This is a genomic window from Pseudomonas sp. SDO5532_S415 (assembly GCF_054071155.1).
The window spans coordinates 1-16,316 of sequence record NZ_JBSVWS010000141.1; the positions used below are offsets into that span (position 1 = coordinate 1).

Annotated in this window: 16 protein-coding genes and 2 pseudogenes; 12 read left to right on the top strand and 6 right to left on the bottom strand. The window is 58.9% G+C overall.

Annotation, left to right across the window (positions count from 1 at the left end; translation table 11 throughout):
• Window positions 1–101: 101 nt before the first annotated feature.
• Window positions 102–533, bottom strand: coding sequence for a GNAT family N-acetyltransferase (locus ACW9HW_RS23325; protein ID WP_095193220.1), 432 nt, complete (start codon window positions 531–533; stop codon window positions 102–104).
• A gap of 330 nt (window positions 534–863) precedes the next feature.
• Between ACW9HW_RS23325 and ACW9HW_RS23330 the strand changes: the two genes are divergently transcribed.
• The 7 genes and pseudogenes from ACW9HW_RS23330 to ACW9HW_RS23360 form a co-directional block, all read left to right on the top strand.
• Window positions 864–1,805 carry a fatty acid desaturase gene (locus ACW9HW_RS23330; RefSeq protein WP_095193221.1) on the top strand — a complete coding sequence of 314 codons (942 nt, stop codon included), beginning with the start codon at window positions 864–866 and terminating at the stop codon, window positions 1,803–1,805.
• 140 nt (window positions 1,806–1,945) lie between these two features.
• Window positions 1,946–2,737, top strand: coding sequence for a phosphate/phosphite/phosphonate ABC transporter substrate-binding protein (locus ACW9HW_RS23335; RefSeq protein WP_095193222.1), 792 nt, complete (start codon window positions 1,946–1,948; stop codon window positions 2,735–2,737).
• 231 nt (window positions 2,738–2,968) lie between these two features.
• Window positions 2,969–3,517 carry a sigma-70 family RNA polymerase sigma factor gene (locus ACW9HW_RS23340; protein ID WP_095193223.1) on the top strand — a complete coding sequence of 183 codons (549 nt, stop codon included), beginning with the start codon at window positions 2,969–2,971 and terminating at the stop codon, window positions 3,515–3,517.
• A complete protein-coding gene (locus tag ACW9HW_RS23345) occupies window positions 3,514–4,527 on the top strand; it encodes an ABC transporter substrate-binding protein (protein ID WP_095193224.1) in 1,014 nt (337 codons plus the stop codon). Before ACW9HW_RS23340 ends, ACW9HW_RS23345 begins: the two co-directional genes overlap by 4 nt.
• Window positions 4,528–4,669: 142 nt before the next feature.
• Complete coding sequence (locus tag ACW9HW_RS23350; protein ID WP_095193225.1) at window positions 4,670–5,329, top strand: peptidase inhibitor family I36 protein; 660 nt, start codon at window positions 4,670–4,672, stop codon at window positions 5,327–5,329.
• Window positions 5,330–5,864: 535 nt separating this feature from the next.
• Window positions 5,865–6,539, top strand: a pseudogene (locus ACW9HW_RS23355) (PAS domain-containing protein); the annotation flags it as partial.
• A 129-nt stretch (window positions 6,540–6,668) separates the two neighbouring features.
• A pseudogene (locus ACW9HW_RS23360) lies at window positions 6,669–7,085 on the top strand (methyl-accepting chemotaxis protein); the annotation flags it as partial.
• 125 nt (window positions 7,086–7,210) lie between these two features.
• Here the strand turns inward: ACW9HW_RS23360 and ACW9HW_RS23365 are convergent.
• The 3 genes from ACW9HW_RS23365 to gntR all read right to left on the bottom strand — a co-directional run bounded on the left by ACW9HW_RS23365 (window position 7,211) and on the right by gntR (window position 9,819).
• Window positions 7,211–7,771, bottom strand: a complete 561-nt coding sequence (locus ACW9HW_RS23365) for a hypothetical protein (RefSeq protein WP_457401879.1) — start codon at window positions 7,769–7,771, stop codon at window positions 7,211–7,213.
• 168 nt (window positions 7,772–7,939) lie between these two features.
• Complete coding sequence (locus tag ACW9HW_RS23370; RefSeq protein WP_095193228.1) at window positions 7,940–8,578, bottom strand: glutathione S-transferase family protein; 639 nt, start codon at window positions 8,576–8,578, stop codon at window positions 7,940–7,942.
• A gap of 209 nt (window positions 8,579–8,787) precedes the next feature.
• Entirely contained in the window at window positions 8,788–9,819 is a 1,032-nt protein-coding gene (gene gntR / locus ACW9HW_RS23375; RefSeq protein ID WP_095193229.1) for an HTH-type transcriptional regulator GntR, read from the bottom strand.
• Between the two features lie 214 nt (window positions 9,820–10,033).
• Here gntR and ACW9HW_RS23380 point away from each other — a divergent pair, with 214 nt between their 5' ends.
• Window positions 10,034–10,567 (top strand): gluconokinase, encoded by a 534-nt coding sequence (locus ACW9HW_RS23380; RefSeq protein WP_457401880.1) that lies wholly within the window; start codon window positions 10,034–10,036, stop codon window positions 10,565–10,567.
• An 82-nt stretch (window positions 10,568–10,649) separates the two neighbouring features.
• Window positions 10,650–12,002, top strand: coding sequence for a GntP family permease (locus ACW9HW_RS23385; RefSeq protein WP_457401881.1), 1,353 nt, complete (start codon window positions 10,650–10,652; stop codon window positions 12,000–12,002).
• A gap of 67 nt (window positions 12,003–12,069) precedes the next feature.
• Here the strand turns inward: ACW9HW_RS23385 and ACW9HW_RS23390 are convergent, their stop codons facing one another.
• Both ACW9HW_RS23390 and alaC read right to left on the bottom strand, forming a co-directional pair.
• On the bottom strand, window positions 12,070–12,906 hold the full coding sequence (locus ACW9HW_RS23390) for an RHS repeat-associated core domain-containing protein (protein ID WP_457401882.1): 837 nt from the start codon (window positions 12,904–12,906) through the stop codon (window positions 12,070–12,072).
• A gap of 221 nt (window positions 12,907–13,127) precedes the next feature.
• A complete protein-coding gene (gene alaC / locus ACW9HW_RS23395; protein WP_095193233.1) occupies window positions 13,128–14,339 on the bottom strand; it encodes an alanine transaminase in 1,212 nt (403 codons plus the stop codon).
• Between the two features lie 139 nt (window positions 14,340–14,478).
• On the opposite strand from alaC, the gene ACW9HW_RS23400 reads away from it, so the two are divergent.
• The 3 genes from ACW9HW_RS23400 to ACW9HW_RS23410 all read left to right on the top strand — a co-directional run bounded on the left by ACW9HW_RS23400 (window position 14,479) and on the right by ACW9HW_RS23410 (window position 16,278).
• Window positions 14,479–15,141 (top strand): LysE family translocator, encoded by a 663-nt coding sequence (locus ACW9HW_RS23400; protein ID WP_457401883.1) that lies wholly within the window; start codon window positions 14,479–14,481, stop codon window positions 15,139–15,141.
• 66 nt (window positions 15,142–15,207) lie between these two features.
• Entirely contained in the window at window positions 15,208–15,693 is a 486-nt protein-coding gene (locus ACW9HW_RS23405; protein WP_457401884.1) for a GyrI-like domain-containing protein, read from the top strand.
• Window positions 15,694–15,789: 96 nt separating this feature from the next.
• Entirely contained in the window at window positions 15,790–16,278 is a 489-nt protein-coding gene (locus tag ACW9HW_RS23410) for a GNAT family N-acetyltransferase (protein ID WP_095193236.1), read from the top strand.
• The last annotated feature ends 38 nt before the right edge of the window (window positions 16,279–16,316 follow it).

Genomic DNA, 16,316 nt, shown 5'->3' on the forward strand with positions numbered 1-16,316 from the left:
GGAGCGAGCCTGCTCGCGAAAGCGGTGTGTCAGTCAACATAGATATTGAATGACAGGCCGTCTTCGCGAGCAGGCTCGCTCCCACAGGTTCTGTGTAGTTTTTAGTCAATCACTGGGTTGGCTTTGGGTTCCAGGCCCATGGCGATCATCGGTTTGCTGCGGGCGTAACGGCTCAAACGCTCGACCATGGCGTAGGGCATCGGCGGATCGAAGGTAAAGCCGCGGCGTTGGTAAAACCCGCGCAAGTCGGGATGGCAGAACAGCCAGACCGGCAACTCGAGATCTTTCACCGCTTCAGCAATCAATGCGGCAGCGACTCCCTGTTCGCGACAGGCCGGATCGACAAACAACCCCGTCAGCCAATGCCCGCCGGCTACCGGACGCAAGCAGAGTGCCGCGATGATCTCGTCACGCCGTGCGACCCACAGCTGCGCGTCGCGAACCGCTTTCATCGACGATTGGTGGGCGCGATAGAACTTGTTCATCAATGGCCATAACGGCTCATCGAGTCGGGCGTAATGGGTGCTGTGCATGGGACTAAACTGTTGGAGGGGCAAGTGCGCGATTATAAAAGAACGCGCGCGTCGGGATAGGTGTATACCTGTTCTCACCCCCTCGTGAGTGGAGTACGCATCATGTCTAAAGGTATGGAATCAAAAAAAGAGCTGAAGAAAAAACCGGCGAAAACCGCCATTGAAAAACGTGCCGACAAGAAGGCCAAAAAACTGAACGTGTTTGGGCATTGATTCTGCGCTGACCGATCGCTCCCATGTGCTGCACGGGAGCGATCTTCTGAAAATATTCTGCAAGAAATCCTGGCGTCGTTGCACAGAAGGGGACTGGTCCCCGATCCGAGCAACGCCATGCCCCATTACTTCGATAGCGCCCACCGAGAAGAAATCGAAACCCTGCGCCAACGCCTGACCGCCCGCACCGAGTGGCCGACCTGGTTGCTGTTGACCGGTGTGTACAGCGCCTGGTTCGCCATTGTTCTGAACAGCCATTCGTTGGGTCTGTGGTGGAGCACGCTGTTGCTGATTCCCATGGTGGTGCTCTGGTTGTCGGTGCAGCACGAACTGTTGCACGGTCATCCGACGCGCTGGCCGGCGTTGAACAAAGTCCTGGGTTATGCACCGTTCGCCGTGTGGTATCCCTACACCCTGTATCGCGACAGCCACCTGCTGCATCACCGCGACGAAGACCTGACCATCCCCGGACGCGATCCGGAAAGCCGTTACTTGAGTGCTGAGCGCTGGCAGCGCAGTTCGCTGTTCGAGCAGGGCCTGCACTGGCTGAACAAAACCGTGCTCGGCCGCTTCGCCCTCGGTGCGCCGCTGGCCTTGTTGGGGTTGGCCGGGCAAGAATTGCAACGACTCAAGACCGGTGAGCGCCAGGCCTGGTTGATGTGGCTCAGCCATGGCGCGTTGACCCTGCTGATGCTGTTGTTCATCGCACGCTACAGCGCATTGCCGGTGTGGCATTACCTGTTGCTGGTCAGCATGCCGGCACTGTCGATCGCGATGATCCGTTCCTACTATGAACACCGCCCGCATGCGCTACCTGAGCAACGCACCGTGCTCAACGAGGCAGCGTGGCCCTGGCGCTGGCTGTTCCTTAACCTCAACCTGCACCTGGTGCATCACGACTTGCCAGGGTTGCCCTGGTACGACTTGCCACGGGTCTATCGCGCGCGTCGCGAGCAATGGCTGGCCCGCAGTGGCGGGTTCCTGGTGCGAGGGTATGGACAGTTGTGGCGGGAGAATGGGGTGAGGGCGATCGACAGTCCGCGGCATCCGTTTCACTGATGACTGCCCACCACTGAACCCTGTGGGAGCGAGCCTGCTCGCGAAGGCGGTGTTTCAGTCGACTTATCTGTTGGATGTTAAATCGCTTTCGCGAGCAGGCTCGCTCCCACAGTGGATCTTTGTTGGATGGAAGGTTTTTGATGACTCGACACCTTGCCGAATTACTCATGTACGTCGCCCCTGAACCCATCCGCCAGGCCAACGAACGTTGGCTTGCGCTGGTCCTTGAGCGACTGGGCGCTACGCGCCATGACGTCGAGGGCCTGTCGCTGATGGACCTCTGGCTGTCGCCGTACCTGCTGCTGACCCAAACCTGCGGCTATCCGCTGATGACGGCGTTGCGCGGCCAGGTCCGGGTGCTCGGCCGACCTCGCTATGAACTGCCGGACAGCAGCGGCGGCAACCATTGCAGCCTGCTGCTGAGTCGCGCCGACAATCCACGGCGAACCTTGCCGGATTTTTTTGGCAGCCGTGGCGTGATCAACGGCGAAGACTCCAACAGCGGCATGAACCTGTTGCGTCATCGGCTGGCGCCTCTGCATCGGGACGGGCAATTTTTTGCCAGGGTCGACATCAGCGGCAGCCATCGCGAAAGCCTGCGCTGGTTGCGCGAAGAGTTGGCCGACCTGGCGGCCATCGACAGTGTGACCTATGCCTATCTGACTCGGTACGCCGCAGAGGAGGTTGCCGGATTGCGGGTGGTTGCGCGCAGTGCCATCAGTCCGACCTTGCCGTATATCACGGCAGCGAGTGTGAGTGAGGAGCAGGCTGAAGAGATTCGGGGGGTGATGAATCAGGCGCTGATCGAACTCCCGCAGGTGGCGCAGGTTCTCGGGTTGTTGGAGGTGTTGCCGGCCAGTGAGCGTGACTACCAGATCATTCTCGATTACCAGCAGCAAGCGCAGGCGTTGGGGTTCGTGCGGTTGCGTTGAGGTTCAAGCGTTGAGTCGGCAGATCCATTCGCGAGCAGGCTCGCTCCCACAGGCTGATCTGCGGACCTGTGGAAGCGAGCCTGCTCGCGAAAGCGATCGATCAGGCGAAACTGAAATTCAATAATGGAATATAAAAATGAATTTTAAATATTATTAATGAATAAGGCTCCTTGCTAGGATCGCGTCACCGGACGACCGGACATTCAGCGACCCCTAACCTTTGGAGCCTCTATGTCCGGCACCGACCTTTCCCATCGCAACGACGTGGGCGGATTGTTCCGCGCCCATTACCCCTGGCTTTGCGCGCGCTTACGCCAATACCTGGGAACCGCTGCCAGTGCCGAAGACATCGCCGCCGAAACCTTCGTGCAGTTGCTCGAAGCACCGCAGCCGGTGTCGATCCGCGAGCCTCGCGCCTTGCTGACCACCATTGCCCGCCGCTTGATTTATCAACTGTGGCGTCGGCGCGATCTGGAACGCCGACATCTGGATCAACTGCAGCAGGCTGATCAATCTTCAACACCTTCGCCCGAAGAGCTGGCGCAACTCACCCAGGCGCTGCATGGCCTCGATCGCACGTTGGCGCGTCTGCCCGGCAAGGTCAGGGCGACCTTTCTGTTGTCGCGGGTCGACGGCCTGACTTACCCGCAAATCGCCGCCGAACTGGGCATTTCCCTGCGTTCGGTCAGCGCCTACATGACCCGCTCCGAGGCCTTGTGTGCCCGGCACAGCGCCAATCAATTGCTCACTCTCAACCCACAGAACAAGAGGTCCGCATGAGATCGATCAAAACCCTGCTCGGCAGTTCGCTGCTGGCCCTGAGCCTGATGGCCAACCAGGCACCGGCGGCGGAAAAAGCCGCACCCATCCATTTCGGTGACCTCACCTGGGAAAGCGGCAATCTCATCACCGAGATCCTGCGCCTGATCGTGGAGAAAGGTTACGGCTACCCGACGGACACCTTGCCGGGTAGCACCGTCAGCCTCGAAGCGGCGCTGGCCAAAAACGACATTCAAGTGATCGGTGAGGAGTGGGCGGGGCGCAGTCCGGCGTGGGTCAAGGCCGCCGCCGAAGGCAAGGTATTCGGCCTGGGCGACACGGTGAAGGGTGCGACCGAAGGTTGGTGGGTACCGGAGTATGTGATCAAGGGTGACCCGGAACGCGGCATCAAACCGCTGGCGCCGGAACTGAAATCCGTGGCTGACCTGGCCAGGTACAAGGACGTGTTCCGTGACCCCGAAGACCCCAGCCGTGGACGCTTCCTCAACAGCCCTACCGGCTGGACCTCGGAGATCGTCAACAGCCAGAAACTCAAGGCCTACGACCTGACGCAAAGCTTCGTCAACTTCCGCACCGGCTCCGGCGCGGCGCTGGATGCCGAGGTGGCATCGTCGATCCGTCGTGGCAAACCGGTGCTGTTCTACTACTGGTCGCCAACGCCGCTGCTGGGCCGTTTCAAACTGGTGAAACTCGACGAGCCGCCCTTCGACGCCGAAGCCTGGAAAACCCTGGCCGACGCCAACAACCCGAATCCCAAAGGCACGCGCTCAATGCCGGCCAGCCTGGCCATCGGCGTGTCTGCGCCGTTCAAGGCGCAGTACCCGGACCTGGTGGCGTTCTTCGAAAAAGTCGACCTGCCGATCGATCTGCTGAATCAGACCCTGGGGCAGATGAGCGAAAAACGACAGAAGCCCCGTGAAGTGGCCGAAGCGTTTTTGCGTGAGCAGCCGCAGGTGTGGAAGGACTGGGTGCCGGGTGAGGTGGCGAACCGGGTCAGGGCAAGTCTGTGAGCCGTTTTCTCCCGGGGACACGTAACCGCGCCGACCGTCGGGTCTGTTATTTCTGACAGTAGACAGGCAATCGCGGCTGAATCGACTCTGTTCCCTGCAAACGCATGAATTAGTCAGTGCTTACAGGGAGCGGAGTTTTTTCATGAACACCAAATGGTTCGTTGGAGTCGCGGCACTGTGTGTCGGCATCGGCGCACTGTTTTTTTCTGCAAAGAATGTGTCGGTCACGCGTATTCCCTACACGTTGTTTGAGCCCGACATGACGGCAGAGCAAAAAGCCGAGGTGCAGCAGCAGATTGATCGGCAGCTGCGGCGCAAAGCGGGGGGCAAACAAGTCAGTTTCACACAAGTGGTCTATCACAATGGTTCCATCGTGCTGACGTTCCCTGTCCCCGGCGACACGAGGCGTTCCGATAGTACCTGCGATTACGGCTATTTTTGTGTCTGGAGCGACCCGGACTACTCGGGCACAAAACTGTCGCTGCTCAGCACGCCGAAAAATCATTTCGTCAACTTGTCCGACTTCGGCATGAACGGGCAGGTCTCGTCCTGGCAGCATCACAACAAAATCCACACGGTCAAAGTGTTTGGAGTGGATGGGCCTGATGCCAAAGGCAACATGATGATGAGCAATCTCAAGGAAGTTGGATTGGGCAAGGGTTGCTGCCCATTCAGTATTCCCGAGCAGGTCAGCCCAACGGGGGCCTGGACTGAAATTTATGCTCAAAACCGACTGGTCGAACATAACGACCGAATGGTCAGCATTGCGCTTGGGCCTATGTTCTTCTTGTTTGCCCAGTAAAAATCCCCCCACTGCGGGTCCGCGTCTTGTGACGCTGAACCGATTTTGTCCCGGATAGTGGCCGACTAGTGGCCTTGCGCGGCCCTGATGCCTGTCTATGCTGAGGCGTAACTAACTATGTCGGTCGCAATCTGATGCTTGGGATTGAGACCCAAGAGTGCGCAAGCCAAGGCACCGTCACGGGTTGAGAGGGAGCGGTTCGGTAAATGGATTTTGCTTATGAGCATGTTAGGGCTGCCCGGCTCCGGGCTATCAAGAGAAGGATGTCTTGATGAGGAAGTCGCACCAGGGACCCTCCGATTCAACATCAAATAATTACCTGACAAGTCCTTCCTGTTTGGAGGGGCGCGCGTACCTGTTCCGAGGAACGTAGTGGTGAGTGTGAAAGATCCGTTGCTTTCATTAATCAAAAGACCGCGCTTAGGGTGATACGACCATGTTTAACCTGCATAACAAGGCTGACCTGCTGGAAATCGAACGTTTCAGTTGTGCGCTGACCGAAGCCAATGCCAAGTTGGCCGCGGTCAGTAGTTCAATGGCGATGATTGAATTCACACCCGACGGCATCGTGCTGGATGCCAACGAACATTTCTGCAGGGCCATGGGTTACAACGTCGAAGACGTACGCGGCAAGCATCACCGGATATTCTGTGAAGAGGCGTTTTACCGCAGCGAGCAATACGCCAAGTTGTGGCGTGATCTGGCGCGCGGCGAAGCGGTCAGCGGCACTTTTTTGCGCTTGAACAAGAGCGGCAAGGAAATCTGGCTCGAAGCCAGCTATATGCCTGTGTATGGCCCTGATCGTCAGGTGCGCAGTGTGATCAAGGTGGCCACGGACATCACCGACAGGGTCAACAAGGAACACGAAAACCAAAGCATGCTGGCGGCGATCGGCCGTTCCATGGCGGTGATCGAATTCACCCCGGACGGCAGGGTGATCACGGCCAACGAAAACTTCCTCAAGACCATGCACTACTCGCTCAACGAAGTCATCGGTCAGCACCACAGCCTGTTCTGTCACCGTGCCGAGGCCGAGTCGTCGGCTTACAAGGCGTTCTGGGCGTCACTCAATCGCGGCGAATATCACTCGCACCGTTTCGAACGCAAAGACAAATACGGTCATACCGTTTTTCTGGAAGCGTCCTACAACCCGTTGTTCGATGCCAAGGGGCGGCTGTACAAAGTGGTGAAATTTGCCAGCGATATCACCAGCCAGATGACCACCCTGCAAACCGCTGCGGAATCGGCCCACAGTACTTCGGTGCAAAACGACGTCTGCGCGCGCAAAGGCTCCGAGGTGGTGCAGCAAACGGTGCAGATCATCCAGGACATATCCAGGGACTTGAACGAAGCGGCACTGAGCATCGATGCGGTGAGCAAGCAGTCCGACATCATCGGCACCATCGTGCAGACCATCCGCGGCATCGCCGATCAGACCAACCTGCTGGCGCTCAACGCCGCCATCGAAGCCGCCCGCGCCGGGGAACATGGGCGCGGGTTTGCGGTGGTGGCCGATGAAGTGCGCAGCCTCGCCGCGCGCACCAGCCAGGCGACGGTGGAGATTGTCGATGTGGTGCGCAAGAACCACGATTTATCCGTGAGTGCGGTGTCGAGCATGCAATCGAGCCTGAGTCGAACCGGGCTCGGAGTGGAGTTGGCGAACGAGGCGGGGGAGGTGATTCTGGAGATCCAGCAAGGGTCGCGGCATGTGGTGGATGCGATCAGCCAGTTCAACTCGACCTTGCAATTGAACTGAACGTCGCTCAGAGCCTGTGGGAGCGAGCCTGCTCGCGAAGAGGGCGTGTCAATCAATGTTGATGTTGATTGATGTACCGCATTCGCGAGCAGGCTCGCTCCCACAAGGGTAGATGGGCATTGTCGTTAGAGCGAAGCCAGGAATTTATCCACCACCTGAGCCTTGTTCTGATTGTCGTCCTTTTGCTCTTTCTCGGCCTGCGCCATTTCTCGCTTGTCTTCCATGCGCTGGGCGATTTCTTCACCCACGGCTTTCTGCTTCTCCGGCGGCATCTGTTCAACTTCTTCCGCCGTCAGGCCCATCTCCTCCAGAATCGCATCGCGCATGCGCTGTTCCGGGGTTTTACTCATGTAGTCCTTGAATTCGGAAGTGGCCGAGCCTTCCTTGAATTTGTTGATGACGTCGTCAGGCAGCTTCATTTCGGACATTTGCAGGCCTACGCGGGTTTTGGCGAACCCCTCATCGACGTTGTCGCTGATCCGCGTGGCTTCGCTGACCTGTTGCGTGGCCTGTTGAGTCGCGGATTCCTGAACCTGGGTACTGGTTTGCGCGGCTTGCGCCTGCACATTGTTTTGCAGGGCCTGGGCCATGGCGCCTTGCAGCCCGGCGGCGGCTTCGGCGGTCGGATCTTCACCCGCACGTTTGGAAAGCGGAATGACGTGGTTTGTTATTGCACTGACCAACATGATGAATTGCCTTGTAGGTGGTTGTGGTGCAGTGCTTTGAGCAAATACTGTGCCTGTAAAGATAAGTCCTTATAAATCAGTGTCTTAACTTAAAATTGACGGATGTTCAGCTGAAAAGAAGGCAAACGTTTGCCGACGAGCGGCAACGGTTGTAAGTCTCGCGTCGGGTCAGGGCAGGCCATTGCAGCAATGCTTGAGAAAACCGGGTCGTGGCGCCAGGCGCTTGAAATACTCATCAATGCCAGGGAAGTCTGGGCGGGCGATGGGGGTCATCAACCAACGGTTGACGGACAGGCCGATGACGATGTCGGCCAGGGAAAATTTGTCCCCGGCGACATACGCCTGGGTGGTCGCAAGTTGATGTTCGAGGATGCCCATTTTCTGGTTCCAGCCACGCACGCCGACTTCCACGCGATGCGGGTCCTGGTACTCAGGATCCTTGCGCACCAATGCCATGAACGCGTAGCTCCAGGACGAATTGAGATCGGTGGCCTGCCAATCCATCCACTGCTCCACCCGCGCGCGGGCGGCCGGTTCGGTGGGCAGCAGTTCGTTGTGATGATGGTGGTGTTTGCCGGCCAGGTAGCGGCAAATGGTGTTGGATTCCCAGAGCGGACCGTTCTCATCAATGATCACCGGCACTTGCGCGTTGGGATTGAACCGCAGGAATTCCGGACTGTGGGTCGAACCAAATCCGCTGCCCCAATCCTCGCGTTCATAGCTCAGGCCGAGTTCCTCACAGGTCCACAAGACCTTGCGGACGTTGATTGACGAGGCTTTGCCGAGAATCTTCAGTGCATGCTCCATGGGGCGACTCCGTTGGCGAATCGAAAATTCGCGACACCAGTGGGCGACATTCGTTGTTCTAAAAAGGTTAGTTGAAATACCGCTCCTGTGGCGAGCGAGCGTGCTCGCGTCGGGCTGCGAAGCAGTCCCCAATAGTCAAGTCAGTCAGGATTGGGGCCGCTGCGCGACCTGGCGGGAGCAAGCTCCCTCGCCACAAAAGCTCTGGCTGGTCAGGTGCTTTCGCGCACTTTCAACTCAAACCCCATGTCCTGCACCGGCTTGGCCACGGTGTTGCCAGCCATCAACGTCAGCATCTGCTCCGCCGCGCGGCGGCCGATGGCTTCGCGTGGGGTGCTGATGCTGCTCAGGCGCGGGACCATGTGCGCCGAAGCGGGCAGGTCGTTGAAGCCCAGAATCGCCACCTGCTCGGGGATCTTGATGCCGCAGCGCATGGCTTCGAGCAGTGCGCCCTGGGCCAAGTCGTCGTTGCCGAAAAAGATTGCATCGACATCGGGATGACTGGCGATCATCTGCAAAAACAACTCGCCGCCCAGGCCGACCGAGGACGGGCGCGGGGTCAGCACTTCCAGCGCAGGGTCATACAGACCGGCCTTTTGCAGGGCTCGGCGGAAACCTTCGCCCCGCAGCAGCGTACGCTGATCGAGTTGCGCGCCGATGTAGGCCAGGCGCTTGCGGCCACGGGACAGCAAATGTCCGGCGGCGGTTTCGCCGGCGGCCAGTTGCGAAAAACCGACGCAATTGAGGCCGGCGGCGCTGTCCAGCTCCATCATGTACACGCAGGGGATGTTGCTCGCTTCGATCATCCGTCGCGAACTTTCAGTGCGGTCGAAACCGGTGAGCAGCAAGCCACGGGGCTGATAGGCCATGTAGTTGCGCAGCAGGTTTTCTTCTTCGTCGCGGGAATAGTGGAAGTTGCCGATCAGTACTTCGAAGCCCTTGGGCCGCAAAACCTGATGAATGGCTTCCAGGGTGTCGATGAACAACAGGTTGGACAGCGACGGCACCAAAACCACCACCGAATGGCTCTGGGCCGAGGCCAGGGCGCGGGCCGCGGAGTTGACCACATAGTTGAGCTCAAGCGCCGCGTTCTGCACCTTTTCCACCAGTTCCGTGGCCACGGTGCTGACGCCGCGCAAGGCGCGGGACGCGGTGATCGGGCTGACACCGGCCAGGCGCGCGACTTCGTTCAGGGTAGGGCGGCCAGTGGTGCGGGTATTTTTATCGTTCTTGGTTGAAGTCATCGATGGCTTGCCAAACAAAATTCAAGGCACTAAGGTAGCGCTGTCTCGATGCAGCTGCAAATGCGTGAGCGGGGGTTCGCCTGATCCTCGCTTTTTGGCGTTGGGAACAACATGCTGCAACCCACAAAAATGACAAGAAGGCGTCGGCAACTTCTGCTTTTGGTCCAGTGTCATAGCTGTCAAAGGTAGCGCTGTCTGCGCGCTGAGGTGTTACATGAATCATCCCATCACCGCCCTGGTCATCATGGGCGTTGCCGGTTGCGGCAAGACGTGCGTCAGCGAGGCCTTGTGCCAGCTCAGCGGCGCCACTGCCATTGAAGGCGACTCTTTCCACCCTGCCGCCAATATCGAAAAGATGAGCGCGGGTATCCCCCTGAACGATGAAGACCGTGCCGGCTGGCTCGACAGCCTGTGCGATGAACTGCGCCGTGTCGACGCCCTGGGCCAGCGCCCGGTGCTGACCTGTTCGGCGCTCAAGCACATTTATCGCGAACGCTTGCGCAGTGCCTTGCCAGGCCTGGGCTTCGTGTTCCTTGAACTGACCCCCGAAGTTGCCGCCGACCGCGTATCGCATCGCCCCGGCCACTTCATGCCGTCGACCCTGATCGACAGCCAGTTCGCCACCCTCGAGTCTCCCGTCGGCGAGGCGTTGACCCTGGCCCTCGATGCCTCGAACCACGGCGTCGATGAGCTGGCTGTTCAGGCCCACCACTGGTGGCTCGAGCATGGCCTGAAACGCGTCGGTTAATTTTTGCTTACAGAGATAGCGCTGTCCTTATGGCATTCGCATTACCCGCTTTAATAACAACAACAACCAGGAGACACCCCTAATGTTTGGCATGTCCCACGAGACGTTCCTGCTGCTCGATGCAGTGGTCACGGTGATCGGGCTTATTGTCCTGATCACCAAGTTCAAGTTTCACCCCTTCATTGCCCTGATCATCGCCGCAGCCTTCCTCGGGCTGACCTCCGGCATGCCGATCGGCACCATCATCAAGGCATTCCAGGACGGCTTCGGTGGCGTACTCGGGTTTGTCGGGATCATCCTCGCGCTGGGCACCATGCTCGGCAAAATGATGGCCGAGTCGGGCGGGGCGGACCAAATCGCCCAGACCCTGATCCGCGCCTTCGGCAAGGACAAGGTGCAGTGGGCGATGATGTTCGCCGCGTTCCTGGTGGGCATTCCGCTGTTCTTCGAAATTGGCTTCGTGCTGTTGATTCCGCTGGTGTTCATCGTCGCCCGGCGTACCGGCGTGTCGATCATCAAGATCGGTATCCCGTTGCTGGCCGGTCTGTCCGCCGTACACGGCCTGGTGCCACCGCACCCGGGTCCGCTGCTGGCCATCGGCGTGTTCGGCGCCGACATCGGCAAGACCATTCTCTACGGCCTGATCGTGGCACTGCCAACGGCGATCATTGCCGGTCCGATCTTCGGTACCTTCATCGCCAAGCACATCCCCGGTCACCCGAATCAGGAGCTGGTGGATCAACTGGCCCGCGAATCGGATTCCGCCGATCTGCCAAGCTTCAGCATCACCCTGATCACCGTGCTGTCGCCGGTGTTCCTGATGCTGCTCAAGACCTTTGCCGATGTGGTGCTGGCCGAAGGTAACTTCTTCCGCACCTTCATGGACCTGATCGGCCACCCGATCTCGGCCCTGTTGCTGGCATTGCTGTTGTCGCTGTACACCTTCGGCTACAAGCAGGGCATCGGTTCCAACCAGATGCTCAAATGGCTGGACGCGAGCCTGGCGCCAACCGCCGCGATCATCCTGATCATCGGTGCCGGTGGTGGCTTCAAGCAGATGCTGGTGACCAGCGGCGTGGGTAATGTCATCGGCAACATGGCGGTAGCGGCGCAGATTTCGCCGATCCTGCTGGCGTGGCTGGTGGCGGCGGTGATCCGTATCGCCACTGGTTCGGCCACCGTGGCGACCATTACCGGCGCGGGCATCGTGGTGCCGGTTGTCGGGATGATTCCAGGGGTTAACCGTGAACTGCTGGTGCTGGCCACCGGTGCCGGTTCGTTGATCCTGTCTCACGTCAACGATGCCGGTTTCTGGCTGGTGAAACAGTACTTCAACATGACCGTGGCAGAGACGTTCAAGACCTGGACCGCGATGGAAACCATCCTGTCGGTGGTGGGGTTGGGCTTTATTCTGTTGTTGTCGTTGTTCGTCTAAATCTGTATCGGGCACAAAAAAACCGCAGAGATGCGGTTTTTTTGTGCCTGCATTCAGGCCGTCAATCTCAATGCTTATCTGGCAACGGACTTCGGATCCCGCTGGCAGTTGCAGGGATCTGTTTGACACCAGAATCGGTGCCGCTGATCTTGAGTCCGCCCTCTGATTTGACCTTGCTGTACTCGTTCTGTGCACGCACACCATAGTTGCCCTCGAGAACAAATCCGGTGTGGACGTTGTTGTTTTTAATCGCAGAAGTGGCGTCTGGCTGGGCATCAGTGCCTGTGGCAGGGGGAGGTGGGCCTTTTGACAAGCTCTTTTTTTTTGTTCGCGACTTCCCTAGCTTCTGTTTTGGAGGCCTGGGATTTTTATTGTTTGCCGCCATGCTTGTCCCAACTTCCCAAAGCCCCCCACCTCCTGAGCTCGATTGAGCACGCGGCAAGTCCACATCGGCGTTCAAACCAGCCGAAGGATTGTCAGAAAAAAAATCCAAAACTGCAGTAGCTGTTCTTCCTGCCTGCCTCTTTACCGTCACCCACAACAGTTTCCAAGGAATATGGCCTGTGGGATCAAAACTCAATACAGGCTCACCCCCGCAGTACCCATACGCATTCAACCCTCCCTTCCCAAATGGGCTCATGCTGTCAGGGCTATGAAACCGCATCAATCGCGGGTTATAGACGCGGTACCCCTTCCCCAAAAAATACCAGTCAGTCTTCGCCTCACGCAGTTCGCCGTTAAACCCCAGGTGCGTCATGACCTCCTGCCGGGAGGACTGCTGGCCATAGGGGGAGTAGGCGAGGCGGTGAATGCTGCCGGCCATTTCGGCGAGCACGGTGTTTTTGCTGTCGCCGGCTAACAACAAGGTGCGGGACATGCGATTGGCAGGTTTAGATGTGGGCATGGGAGAGGGCCTTTGTTTGACGACACGTCAATAAAGGCTTCCAGCATTCCACGTAGTTCCAGCGTCGGGAACTGACAGAACTACCAGGTTTCGTCGGGCACGCCACAAACCCAATGTGGGAGCGAGCCTGCTCGCGAAGAGGGCTTCACTTTCAACGAAGATGTTGAATGTCAGTCCGCATTCGCGAGCAGGCTCGCTCCCACAGTATTTTATGCAGGGTGTCAGGATTTGCTGACGACACCATCCGCCCGGAACATCCCGCGAATCCCGCGCACGGCCTGACGAATCCGGTCCTGGTTTTCGATCAGGGCGAAGCGCACATGGTCATCGCCGTATTCGCCGAAACCCACACCCGGCGAGACGCAGACCTTGGCTTCGGCCAGCAGTTTCTTGGCGAATTCCAGCGAACCCAGGTGGGCGTAAGCCTCGGGAATCTTGGCCCAGACGTACATCGACGCTTTCGGATTTTCCACCATCCAGCCCAGTTCATGCAGGCCCTTGACCAGCACGTTGCGCCGCTGCCGGTATTGTTCGGCGATGTCGCGCACGCATTGCTGATCACCTTCCAGCGCGGCAATCGCCGCCACTTGCAGCGGGGTGAAGGTGCCGTAGTCGTGGTAGCTCTTGATCCGCGCCAGGGCGTTGACCAGTTCCGGGTTGCCGACCATGAAACCGATGCGCCAGCCCGCCATGTTGTAGCTCTTGGACAGGGTGAAAAACTCCACCGCGATGTCCTTGGCGCCCGGCACCTGCATGATCGACGGGGCTTTCCAGCCGTCGTAGACGATGTCGGCGTAGGCCAGGTCGTGGATCACCAACACGTCGTACTGCTTGGCGAGGGCGATCACCCGTTCGAAGAAATCCAGTTCCACGCATTGCGCGGTGGGGTTGGACGGGAAGCCGAGGATCATCATCTTCGGTTTTGGAATCGAGCCGCGAATGGCCCGTTCCAGTTCGGCGAAGAAATCCACGCCCGGCACCAGCGGCACCGATCGCACCTGGGCGCCGGCAATCACGGCACCGTAGATGTGAATCGGGTAGCTCGGGTTCGGCACCAGCACCGTATCGCCCTGATCCAGGGTGGCCAGCATCAAGTGCGCCAGGCCTTCCTTGGAACCGATGGTGACAATGGCTTCGCTTTCCGGGTCGATGTCGACCTCGTAGCGTTCCTTGTACCAGTTGGAAATCGCCCGGCGCAGACGCGGAATGCCCTTGGACGTCGAATAACCATGGGTGTCTTCGCGCTGGGCGACGGTCACCAGTTTTTCGACGATGTGCGGCGGGGTGGCGCCGTCGGGGTTGCCCATGCTCAAGTCGATGATGTCTTCGCCACGACGACGGGCGGCCATCTTCAGCTCGGCTGTGATGTTGAAAACGTAAGGGGGGAGTCGATCTATGCGCGCAAAGCGGCGCGGCGAACCTTGTTCGGCCATTGTTGCCTCGGATAACGTAAGCGCCCGGAACCGTCCGAGCGACGCTGGTCACTGTGGTGACCTGTGGCGGAATGTACGGTGAGCTGTGGCAGACTGTCCAGCCTGCGCGTAAACAATTTTTTCCGAAGGAATTGGGTCGATGGAATTTACCAGTGGCTTCCTGCTGAGCCTTTCGCTGTGCCTGGACATAGGCGTGGCCAACATCGCGATGATTACGTTGGCGATGCAGCGCGGCTATTTTCAAGGCTTCGCGCTGGGCCTGGGCACCTGTGTCGGCGACCTGATCTACGCCGTGCTGGCATTGGCCGGCATGACCGTCCTGCTGCAATACGAAACCGTACGCTGGGTGTTGTGGATCGGCGGTTCGGCGCTGCTGGTGTACTTCGCGGCGAAGATGATTTATTCGGCGATCCACCACGAGGCGCTGCTGGCCGAGACTGCCGAGGTCGGCCACAACTCCCATCGCAAGGAGTTCTTTCGCGGGATTTTCCTTGCCATGTCGTCGCCGAGTGCGATCCTCTGGTTCGCCGCGGTGGGCGGCACCCTGATCGCCCGTTCCGGTGGCGGTGGAGCCCTCAGCTCGGCGCTGTTTCTGGGCGGGTTTCTCTGCGCGGGGATTCTCTGGTGCGTGGGCCTGTGCTTCGCGGCGAGCCATGGCGGCAAGTTGCTCGGCGACAAACTGCTGCGCTATTCCTACATGGCATCGGCGGCGATCTTCTGCTATTTCGCGGTGTACGTGATTCTATCGGGCTACAACGAGTTTATCGGCAGCGCCGCCGTCGAGCCGTTGCACGCCCTGTAATTGGGCGAATCGGGTTTGGCTTCTATACTCCCAGCCGAACCCACTTTTCGCTCCAGGAGTCGAGCCATGGATGAGCAAACACGCGTCGAACCGGCGGAGCCGCGCTTCGAACACGGACACTTCCTGCTGATCGCAGGGCTAGGCGGTCGATTTACCCAGCAAACCACCCAAGGCATTCCAGCACTCTGGGAGAAATTCAATCCCCACATCGGCAATGTCCCGGGCCAGAAAGGCGAAGTGACCTACGGCGTCTGCTGCAATTTCGACGGCAAGGGCGGCTTCGACTACATCGCCGGCGTCGAAATCAGCAAGCTCGATGACTTGCCGGATCAATATCGCTGGGTAGAGGTTCAGCCTCAGCGGTACGCGGTGTTCGAGCACAAAGGTCCGCTGGATACTTTGCCGCAGCTGTTTCAGTACATCTTCGGCACCTGGCAGCCGCAGTCCGGGCATGAGGTGTTGAATGCACCGGAACTGGAGCGCTACAGCGAGGATTTCAACCCGAAGCTCAATACCGGAAAACTGGAAATCTGGGTGCCGATCAAGGCGTGAGACGTGCATAGAGAGGCGAATCGGACGATTCGTCTCTCGATGTCATGCCGACGCTGATTTATGATCCCCGGCCTTTCCATCTGATTGCGACCCGCCATGAACACCGTCATCCGCCACGTCACGCCTGCTGATCTGGACCGCTGCTACGCCATCGAAACCGTTGCCTATGAAGGTGACGAAGCCGCAACCCGCGAAAAAATCGCCACCCGCATCGCCACCTGGCCCGAGGGGTTCATCGTTGCCGAAGTGGACGGCGTGGTCGCCGGTTTCATCAATTCCGGCGCGGCGTTTCAGGTGGAAATGTCGGACGAAGCGTTCAAGGAACTGATCGGCCACGACCCGGCCGGCCCGCATGTGGTGATCATGTCGGTGGTGGTGCATCCGGATTATCAAGGCCAGGGCCTGGCAAAGCGCCTGATGGGCGAATTCATCGAGCGCATGCGTGCGCTGGACAAGGCCAGCATCCACCTGATGTGCAAGGAGCGGCATATCCCGCTGTATGCCGGGTTTGGCTTTGCCTACGTCAAGCCTTCGGCATCGGATCATGGCGGGATGGCGTGGCATGAAATGGTGTTGAACCTCTAACCCTGTGGGAGCGAGCCTGCTCGCGAAGAGGGCGTATC